Genomic DNA, 10,085 nt, shown 5'->3' on the forward strand with positions numbered 1-10,085 from the left:
TCCGCGCAATCCCAAACCTGCTTATGGTACCTCGTTCACGCCTAGAAGAGCACATGCTTCACGTTCCGAAACGACTTCGGCATATTTGGCCTGTAGGTCGAACAAATTGGCTTCATGCGGCGCCGGATGTCGGTCGCCACAGGCTTCACGGACGACGAAGGGTGCAAAGCCGGACTGCAATGCATCAAGCGCTGTGGCGCGGACGCATCCTGAGGTCGACAGTCCGGTTATGAGCAATGTGTCTATCCCCTCGCGGGAAAGCGTTTCAGCCAGCGATGTCCCAAAAAATGCCGAAGCGAACTGTTTTGAAATAACGCGCTCGCCGTCCACCGGTTGAAGCGACGGGGGAAATGCACCCAATGGCGATCCTTCCAGAAACACCCGAAGCGACGGGATTTTCTTGTAGAACAAACCGCCGTCTGCGCCATCTGCCTGATACACGACATTCGTAAAGAAGACCGGGATTCCTGCAGCCCGCGCAGCCGCCAAAAGACGTTCATTGCTGGCCAACGCATCCTCAACCCCCGCATATAAAGGCGATGCCGGGTCCAGATACGCCATAACAAAATCGACAATCAGAAGCGCCGGCCGTTGACCAAAAGAAAGACGGCCGTCGAACGCGCCGACATAATTCGCGGTCAGATCGTCATTCTGCTGTGTCATCAGATTGTGCCAGCCGCCTTCAGCCTATCCAACTCCGTAATATCCATCCCCAGCAAGCCGCCATATATTTCGGCATTATGTTGCCCGACAATCGACGGCGCTGGTGAACGAACGCTGCTTGGCGTCGCCGACATTTTCGGAAACGCGCCCTGCATTTTCAGCTTGCCATAACGCTCGGTTTCGACCTCGATAATCGCTTCACGTGCTTGAAAATGTGGATCCTCCAGCATCTCTGGCGCGCGGTATACGCGTCCGGCCGGGATCGAATATGCAATCATCAGCGCGTCGACTTCATCAACGGTCAGCGTGGCCGCCCAGGCATTGATAATGTCGTCAAGCTCAAACTGGTTGTGGCCGCGCGCAAGATGCGTTGCGAACCGCGGGTCTGTTCCAAGGTCAGGCACGCCCATAGCTTCTGCCAATCTTTGCCAAAGCGAGTCTTTGTTCGCGCCAATCATATATTCGCCGTCCTTGCAAATATAGACGTTTGATGGCGCAATGCCGGGCAGGATTGAGCCGGACCGTTCGCGAATAAAGCTGCTATGGTCATATTCGGGGACCAGCCCCTCCATGACTTGCAATACGCTTTCATACAGCGCGGCATCGATAACTTGGCCATGGCCAGTCACGCTGCGATGATGCAGTGCAGCGAGAACGCCCATGCAACCATATGTGGCGGTTAACGTGTCGCCGATGGAAATACCCATCCGACTTGGTGACCGATCAGGTTCACCCACAATATAGCGCCAGCCGCCCATCGCTTCGCCAATGCCACCAAAGCCAGCGCGGTTTGAATAGGGGCCCGTCTGGCCGTAGCCCGACATACGTGCAATGATCAGGCCGGGATGTTCGGCCAAAAGCGTTTCCGGAGAAAAGCCCCATCGTTCCATCGTGCCGGGTTTGAAATTCTCGACCAAGATATCGGCCTTGCCAATCAATTGACGGACCAGCGCCTGCCCTTCTGGAATCCGCAGATTGGCCGAAACAGATTTCTTGTTTCGTGCAATGACCTCCCATTGCACCTTTTCTTCGCCTTGGCCCCACACGCGCATGGGGTCGCCCGCGCCCGGGGGCTCGACCTTGATAACTTCTGCACCCATGTCACCGAGCAATTGTCCGCAAAACGGTCCAGCCAGTAACTGCCCGAGTTCAACTACACGTAACCCCTTAAGTGCACTCACTCGGCTGCCTCCAGCGTTGTCCAGACGGGCTGAACCGGCGCCTTCAACCCTGTTTCGGCCTTGCAATTGGCCCGCAGGGTTTCAATGCCAGGTCCGTAATTGAACAAGGGAAGCTCGCCACGCTCTTGCCGCAAACGGCTGCGCAACGTTTCGGTCGCATCGGCATCCACCACGCCATTTGCATTGGCAATTACGCCATAAGCTTTTGCACCTTCGACAGTGACAAGCCCTTGGACGATTTCTTTGCCAACCAAAGCGGGGTCGCGATCAAGCGCATCGCCCCAGCCGCCACCGCCCCAGGTGATGAAGTGCAATTGGTCGCCCTCTTCGACGTGGACGTCCTCAACCTTGTTGCCGATGATCTGCGAAGTGCCGTCAGCTTTTTCGAGGATTTTGCGGGCGCGTTTGCCCGGTTCACCGCCATTGACGCCCCATGGTGGAACGAACCAGCGGTCATCATGGATCGAGATCGTGCCTGCCGCCAGAAAACGGTAAGTCATGTGGATGCCATTGCCGCCGCGATGCAGACCAGCGCCGCCGCTGTCGGGTTCGGTTTCATAACGTTCGATCAGCAGCGGGAAATACCGCTCCAGAAATTCGTTGGGCACATTGGTGAAGCCCGGCCACAGCGAGTGGCCGTCTGGTCCGTCGCCCATTGGACGACCCGGAATGCCGCCAAAGCCGATCTGGAACAGCTGGAACCAGTCACCCTTTTTATCGTTGCCTGAATAAAAGACATGGGGGCTTGAGGAAAAACCGGCCGCATTCAGGAATTCCGGTGTTTTTTGCCCCAAAAGGCCACCTAAAATGTCGAAAATGCGGCCCAGCGCATGGGTGCGACCCGAGAGCGCTGCTGGAAATTTCGGCTTGAGAAGTGATCCGTCCGGAATGCGGACATCGATCAAATCATAAAAGCCATCGTTGAACAAAATCTGCGGATCGAAGACCATGATCATGTAAATGCCAAAGAACATTTTGAACATGTTTTCGTTCAGGAGAAAGTTGATGGAAGCCTGACTTTGCGGGTCCGTACCAGCAAAATCGAGCACAACCTTTTCGCCTTCGCGCCACATGGTGCACTTAATTTTATACGGGCCAGCGCCCATACCGTCGTCGCAGATATAATCTTCGAAACTGACGGGTTCTTCGCCAATGGCCATAGCGATGAGCGATTTCATCGCGCGATGGTTGCGGGCCAACAGTTCCTGCGTTGCCGAAATATAGACATCGTCGCCGAAGCGCGCTGCCATTTCGATGACGCGGCGTGCGGCGACCCGGCATGACGCGATAAGTGCGTTCAAATCCGCCTGACACCAATCGGGCTTCCGGGTTTGGTGCATGACGAGCTTCATCAGATCGTCATTATATTCGCCCTTTTTCCAGATTTTGACGGGCGGAATGCGGACGCCTTCTTCAAAAATCGAACGGGCGTTGATGGGCATCGAGCCAACAACTTTGCCGCCGATGTCGGACTGGTGGCCAAACATTGACGTAAAGGCGATCAAACGTCCGTCTTTGAACACCGGCAAAAGAACGAGCCAGTCGTTCGAATGGCTCACCGCGCCTGCGCAGGAATATGGGTCGGACAGGAAAATCATGTCGCCATCTTCGAGTGTTCCTTCGAAGTTATCGAGGAAACCGCCGATGAAGCTGCCAAATTGGCCAACAATCATTTTGCCGGTGTGATCCGCTATCAAGGGGAATGCGTCGCCTTGTTCGCGAATGCCGGGGGACATGGCTGTGCGCACCAATGTTGCATCCATTTCAATGCGGGCATTGCGCAGAGCGTTTTCGATGATGTCGAGCGTTACCGGATCGATAGCGATCTTGTTGAAGGGGGTGTTGTTCGTTTGAATGATTTGGGCGGGCATGTCGTTCGCCTCCTCAAGCCAGATTGATCAGGATATTGCCGACCTTGTCGACGATTGCGACGCAGCCAGTTTCGATAAGTGTGGTCGAATCCATTTCGACGACAATGGCCGGACCAGGAATGACATCCCCCTGTCGCAGCTTTGATCGGTCATAGATGACCGCAGCCTGTTCTTTGCCGTCCATCCACAAAACATGGTCGCGCATTTTGGCCGCTGCGGGGTTTCCATCACCCTTGGGCAATTCCGCCGCTGGCAAGTCGAGCGGCTGCCCCAAGGCAACGGCACGCAAGTTCACGATTTCGTGCGGCGTATCCATGTTGAAGGTGAACAACCGCAGATGTTCCTCGTCGAAGCGTGCCAGAATGCCGGCAACGCCATCACGCTCCAGAACGTCGGGGGTAATGGTCAACGGCACTTCAAATGCTTGCCCGGCATAGCGGACGTCAATTTCGAACTCGCTGGTGATGTCCGCATCGTTGATGCCATCTGACTGCAACTGTGCGCGCGTCTGCTCCGCCATTTCTCTCAAAATAGCGATGAGCTCGGACGCGTCGGTTGTTGTCGCCAGCCGTGAAAAGCTGCGTGCGGTTTCGGTGCGCATCCGCGTCGTGGCATCACCCAATGCGCACAATACACCTGGCGAAACGGGTGACACGGCAGGCCAGCTGCCCATCAGCCGTGCAACGGCGTTCACATGCAATGGTCCAGCACCGCCAAAGCCCATCAAGGCAAAATGCCGTGGGTCATAACCCTGCTGCACCGAAATCATGCGCAGTGCGCCGAACATATTTTCGTTCACAATATCAATGATGCCGCGCGCAGCCGCCATCAGGTCAATGCCGAGCGCGTCAGCGATGGTCTGCACCGCTTTTTTCGCACCCTCGCGGTCGAGTTGGAACGTTCCGCCCAACAGGTTTTCGGGAAGGTAACCCAACACCACATTGGCGTCGGTCACGGTCGGTGCTTCCCCGCCCTTGCCATAGGCAACGGGTCCGGGAACAGCGCCAGCCGACTGCGGACCAACGCGCAAGGCCTTGGTCAATTCAGGCACATAAGCGATCGAGCCACCGCCGGCCCCAACGGTTTTGACATCAAGCGATGACGCCCGCACCGCCAAATGGCCGACCTCGGTCGTACGCACGCGCCGCGGCTCCAGATTTTCGATCAGCGCAACATCGGTCGATGTACCGCCAACGTCAAGCGTCAGGATATTTTTGATGCCTGCATTTTTGCCGACCCAAAGCGCGCCTGTCACGCCGCCAGCTGGACCCGACATCAAAATGTCGACGGGATGCTCCTGCGCTTTTTGCGCCGACATCAATCCACCATCGGACCGCAACAATGACAATTTGCCGCTAAAGCCAGCGTCAGCCAACTTGCTCCGCAGATTGGAGATATATTTGCCGACCACCGGACGGACCGCAGCGTTCGCAACGGTTGTCAGCGTCCGCTCATATTCCTGCATTTCCGGAAGAACTTCATGGCTGAGCGACACCGGAACATTCGGCATCATTTCACGCGCGAGATCCCCCACCTGCTTTTCATGCGCGCCATTGGTGTACGCGTTCATGAAGCTGACGGTGATTGCTTCGACGCCCTGCTCTTTCAAATAAGTCAGTGCAGAATTGGCCGACGCGATATCGAGCGGACGGGCTTCTTCGCCTTGTGCGTTCATGCGGCCACCGACAGTGACCGTATCTTCCAAAGCAGCCAATGGCGTTGGCTTTGGCCAGATAATCCATGCGGCAAGACCGCCGGGCACATAAGACCGGGCGATCTGCATGATATCCCGATATCCTTCCGTGACGATCAGGCCGACGCGCGCGCCTTTACCTTCAAGCACGGCATTGGTCGCCACCGTGGTTCCGTGGAGAAAATATTCGATGCCTGCCGCATCTACGCCAGCGTTCGCGCAAATCGCGTTGACGCCGTTCAAAATGCCCTCGCTGCTGTCATGCGGCGTCGAAGGCGTTTTGTGCCTCCAAAACGCGCCAGTCTCTGCATTGAACAGCAACAGGTCGGTAAAAGTCCCGCCGACATCCACGCCCAAACGATACCCCATTAAACTCTCCTCACGCTGCTTTTGGAAATGATGGCGATTGCGCCACCATGCCGGGCAATTTCCTGCCCATAATTTCTGAAAGCCAATTGCTGGCCTCAATCAGACTCTGTAAATTCATACCTGTGCTGACGCCTGCTCGTTCAAGCATGTAGACGACGTCTTCGCTGGGCACGTTTCCGGCTGCACCCGGCGCGAATGGACATCCGCCAAGTCCGCCTAGCGAGGCATCTACGACGCGCGCGCCAGCGTCAACGGCTGCCCAAACGTTCGCAAGACCAGTGTTCCGCGTGTTGTGGAAATGCACCCGAACAGGAAGCGGATTAACCGCCTTGCGAATTTCCGTTACGAGCCGTGCAACATGCGCTGGGTTTCCAACGCCAATGGTATCCGCCAACGCGATTTCGACGGGACCAGCCTCAGCGATCGCAACGGCCATTTCAATGACGCGCTTGTCGGCCACTTCACCTTCGAATGGACAGCCAAAGGACGCCGCAATGGTGCATTGCGCCGTATGTCCTTCGGCATGTGCAAGCGCGATAATGGCCTTCGCTGCCTCGACCGATTCGTTGCTGCTTTGGCCTTGATTGGCCATCGCAAATGTATCGGTTGCAACTGCCACCGCCCCCAGCTGGTCAATCTTTCCTGTAGCAATGGCGCGTTCTGCGCCACGCAGGTTCATGACCAAACCTATAAACGTGACATCATCCCGATCCGGCAGCCCAGCACATATATCTTCCGCATCCGCCATTTGCGGAACGCGCTTTGGGTTCACAAAACTGGTCACCTCAATACGACGCGCGCCGGCATCGATGGCCCTGTTTATCAGCGCCAGCTTATTCTGAGTCGAAACCAATACAGCCTCATTTTGCAGGCCATCGCGCGGTCCAACTTCGACAAAATCAATATGGTCAGAAATGCTCATCACGAGGTAAATGGCATAATTGTATACAAAATCAAATAGGATTATGCGGCCAAATTCGACTTTCGAATTTCCGTATCGGTCGAATGCGCTTCCGCATAGGCATGGAAGGCGCGCCGGATATGGCCAGTCATAACAGCAGCAGCCCATTCACCATCACGCTTGTCAAATGCGATAAGCAATTCGTCGTGATCATGGTGCGAACGGCGCAGATTTTCCAAGTCATAATGTCGCGCCGTGCGCAGGACCACAGGTTGCTCGGTAACCTGCGCAAGCATGTTGGTAAGCCGCTCGGATGCGGCCGCCGCAAGGATAATCGCATGGAAATGCCGATTATGATCCAAAAATTTTGGTACATCTGGATTTGGCATTTCGATGGCCTGCTTAAGCTGGGCATTGTGAAAACGAAGCAGCCCCAACTGCTCACGGGTAACCCGGCTCGCTGCGCGTTTTGCGGCATGCGCCTCCAGCATGGCGCGCAACTGGAAAGCATCTTCCAGATCATCCAGCGACCAGTCCGCCACAAAACTCCGCTGCGAATCGTTGCGCCGAATGAACATTTCGGCCTCAAGCCGGCGGAGTGAATCGCGCACAGGCGTACGCGACACCCCGCACAATTCCGCAAGCGCTTCTTCACGAATTTGCGAACCGGGCTGCAATTCACCAGACAAAATCATGCTGCGTATATTATTATATGCTCGTTCCGATGCCCGGGACATTAGTGCAACGCTCCTCTTGACGAATGCCATTTGTATACAATAAGCTGCCCCCAAAGCAATAATTGGAAAACTAGGGGAGTAAAGTTACATGCGTATTGGGAAAAGTGCACTCCTGTCATCGATAGCAGTCAGTGTTTTAATTCCGACCACGGCGTTCGCACAGACGGCCGAAGAGGGCGTTGAAGCTGAAGAAATCATCGTAACCGCGCGTCGACAGAATGAACGGCTCGTGGACGTCCCTGCATCTGTATCCGTTATTGATGCCGAATCGCTTGCGAAAACCGGTGCAGACAATGCGCAAGGATTTGCCCAGCTTACACCCGGCGTAACAATCGTAACGGGAACCGCCGAAGCCGGTGATACACAAATCAACATCCGCGGCATTAACGGCGCGCGTGACGCTGAAAGCTCGGTCGCTCTTGTCGTTGACGGCATTTTGAAGACCAACACCGCGCAGCTCAACCAAACGCAAGGCACGCTGCGCCAGATCGAAATATTGAAGGGCCCACAAGGCGCCATCTACGGTCGCAACGCGGCTGCCGGCGCGATTGTCGTGTCGACCGTGAAGCCAGGCGATATCCTCGAAGGCGCTGTGAAGCTTAGCTACGCTAACGAAAAAACGGTGGAAGGTTCGGCCTATATCTCATCGCCATTGGGCGATAATGCAGGCTTTGTTCTGTCGGGCAACTACCGCAGCACGGACGGTTTTTACCGCAACCTGTATCTCGATCAAAAGGTTGTCGATGATCAGGAGGTCTACTCCATCGACGGCCGCTTTATGGCGCAACTGGGCGATGCGACGGAACTGGACGTAAAGGCCCGCTATTCGAAATTCTCGGGCGCGTCGATTAACTTCAACTCGGTATTCCATATCGAAGCATTTGGCGGCGCATTCTTCGAAGACGTCGATGCCCACGAGCTGCGTTACTACAGCAACATTCGCCCAACGAACGATCAGCGGTCGATCGATTTTTCGGCAAAAATCGATCATGACTTTGGTTCAACGCGTTTAACCGCTTGGGCATTGTATTCAGATGTCGACCAAAGCCTGACGGCAGACGGCACCTCGGCTGATTTCGCGCGTTATATTTCACCTGCGCTTGGCGCTCCTTCAAACGCCACAAACCTTGCAGTCCAGAACAAATGCTTTGCAACGACGGCCTCTTTGACCGGCTTCAAAGTCAACGCGCCGGGTTTCGTCGGACAGGTTCCAGTGCCATTTATATTTGCGCCAGCGACAGGTTCAACCTTCGGCGCGTACAGCCCAACGACCTGCGACGGTACACAGCTGCAAATTCGCAACCAAAAGGACATCAGCGGAGAAATCCGTTTGGCGTCGAACACGGATAGCGCGCTGAATTGGCAATTGGGTGTCTATGGACTGCACATCGACCGCACAGTAGGCGTCAGCCTTGGCGCGGACCTGGGCCAAGGCGTGAGCCGTTCGCTTTACAACGCACCCGGCAGCAGCAACCCGACTTCGCAGTTGTTCAACGACACATTCAAAACCGATGTTTATGCGGCATTTGGCTCGCTCGACTATAAAATGTCCGATCAATTCAAAGCGGGCGTCGCATTGCGTTATGACGTTGAGGACCGGACCACGTCCAACCTCGTGCCAAATGTGTTCGACCCTATTACCGGTGCGAAGATTAACCCCGGCCTTCCTGCAACAGGCGGAATCGCGGATAAATCAACCAGCTTTAAGCAAGTGCAGCCAAAGGTCACACTTAGCTACACGCCGAATAGCTCGACAAACATCTACGCCAACTGGGGCATTGGATTTAAATCAGGCGGCTTCAACAACACCGGTTCGTCTGCTCTGGTGAATGCAAACTTCAATGTTCCTGCAATCGGCGCAGGCGTTACGATCAATGACCTGTTCCGCAAAGAACGGTCGAGCTCATTTGAGGCGGGCATCAAGGGATCGTTGTTTGACAACCGCGTCACGTTTGATCTTGCTGGTTATTACACCCGCATCACAGACATGCAGTTCTTCGAATTCTTCGTGGGCTCCTTTGGTCTACTCCGCGTTGTTTCCAACATCGATCAGGTCGATGTTAAGGGCGTCGAGCTGAACACAACTGCCAAAATTATGGATGGTTGGAAGGTCTTCGGTTCGGTCAACCTGACGGACAGCGAAATTAAGGAAAATGCGTCACGGCCTTACACCGTGGGCAACAAATCGCCTTATACTGCAGACTACACAATCAACCTCGGTAGCCAGATTGATACACCGCTGAATGACAGCATGGATGTGGTTCTGCGTGCCGATTACCGGATTACCGGTGCGACTTGGTTCCACACCGTTCAGGATCAAACACGTTCAACGATTTTCAGCCAGCTGCTGCCAATTTCGGCGCTCGCGCTCCCCGGGGCCGTTGGAAACGCCAATTACAGCGTAGCCAAGCGTGATCCGTTCGGTGTCTTGAACCTGCGCTTTGGTCTTGAAGGTGACAACTGGAATGTCACTGCATTCGCTGACAATTTGCTCGACCGCAAATACATCAACGAAGCCATTCCAGCGATTGAATTTGGCGGTTCATTCATCTCGCCAGGCGCACGTCGCCTGATGGGTGTCGAAGTGGGCTACAAATTTTAATCAGACCGATCATACGCTCTAACAGAAGTTGGTAGTTGAATTCCATTCTTGCACTTTGGCTAAGTGCG

Annotated in this window: 7 protein-coding genes; 1 reads left to right on the forward strand and 6 read right to left on the reverse strand. The window is 55.0% G+C overall.

The annotated features are described in order from the left end of the window. Positions 1–21 precede the first annotated feature (21 nt). From Q0O07_RS11040 to Q0O07_RS11065, 6 genes are read right to left on the reverse strand one after another with little or no spacing between them, the layout of a single operon-like run. The gene (locus Q0O07_RS11040) at positions 22–663 is read right to left on the reverse strand and encodes an isochorismatase family protein (protein WP_295493633.1); all 642 of its coding nucleotides are present in this window, start codon (positions 661–663) and stop codon (positions 22–24) included. Further along, on the reverse strand, positions 663–1,844 hold the full coding sequence (locus Q0O07_RS11045) for a CaiB/BaiF CoA-transferase family protein (protein ID WP_295493636.1): 1,182 nt from the start codon (positions 1,842–1,844) through the stop codon (positions 663–665). The genes Q0O07_RS11040 and Q0O07_RS11045 overlap by 1 nt, the downstream gene beginning before the upstream one ends. Beyond that, positions 1,841–3,715, reverse strand: a complete 1,875-nt coding sequence (locus Q0O07_RS11050; RefSeq protein ID WP_295493638.1) for a hydantoinase B/oxoprolinase family protein — start codon at positions 3,713–3,715, stop codon at positions 1,841–1,843. The genes Q0O07_RS11045 and Q0O07_RS11050 overlap by 4 nt, the downstream gene beginning before the upstream one ends. Positions 3,716–3,728: 13 nt before the next feature. Continuing rightward, complete coding sequence (locus Q0O07_RS11055; protein ID WP_295493640.1) at positions 3,729–5,777, reverse strand: hydantoinase/oxoprolinase family protein; 2,049 nt, start codon at positions 5,775–5,777, stop codon at positions 3,729–3,731. A 10-nt stretch (positions 5,778–5,787) separates the two neighbouring features. Next, positions 5,788–6,699, reverse strand: a complete 912-nt coding sequence (locus tag Q0O07_RS11060; RefSeq protein WP_295493643.1) for a hydroxymethylglutaryl-CoA lyase — start codon at positions 6,697–6,699, stop codon at positions 5,788–5,790. A 41-nt stretch (positions 6,700–6,740) separates the two neighbouring features. After that, positions 6,741–7,445 carry a GntR family transcriptional regulator gene (locus tag Q0O07_RS11065; protein ID WP_367271078.1) on the reverse strand — a complete coding sequence of 235 codons (705 nt, stop codon included), beginning with the start codon at positions 7,443–7,445 and terminating at the stop codon, positions 6,741–6,743. A 58-nt stretch (positions 7,446–7,503) separates the two neighbouring features. Here Q0O07_RS11065 and Q0O07_RS11070 point away from each other — a divergent pair, with 58 nt between their 5' ends. Continuing rightward, positions 7,504–10,017 carry a TonB-dependent receptor gene (locus tag Q0O07_RS11070; RefSeq protein WP_295493649.1) on the forward strand — a complete coding sequence of 838 codons (2,514 nt, stop codon included), beginning with the start codon at positions 7,504–7,506 and terminating at the stop codon, positions 10,015–10,017. The last annotated feature ends 68 nt before the right edge of the window (positions 10,018–10,085 follow it).

Origin of the sequence: Sphingorhabdus sp. EL138, from assembly GCF_945890115.1 — a bacterium.
Taxonomy (GTDB): Bacteria; Pseudomonadota; Alphaproteobacteria; order Sphingomonadales; family Sphingomonadaceae; genus Sphingorhabdus_B.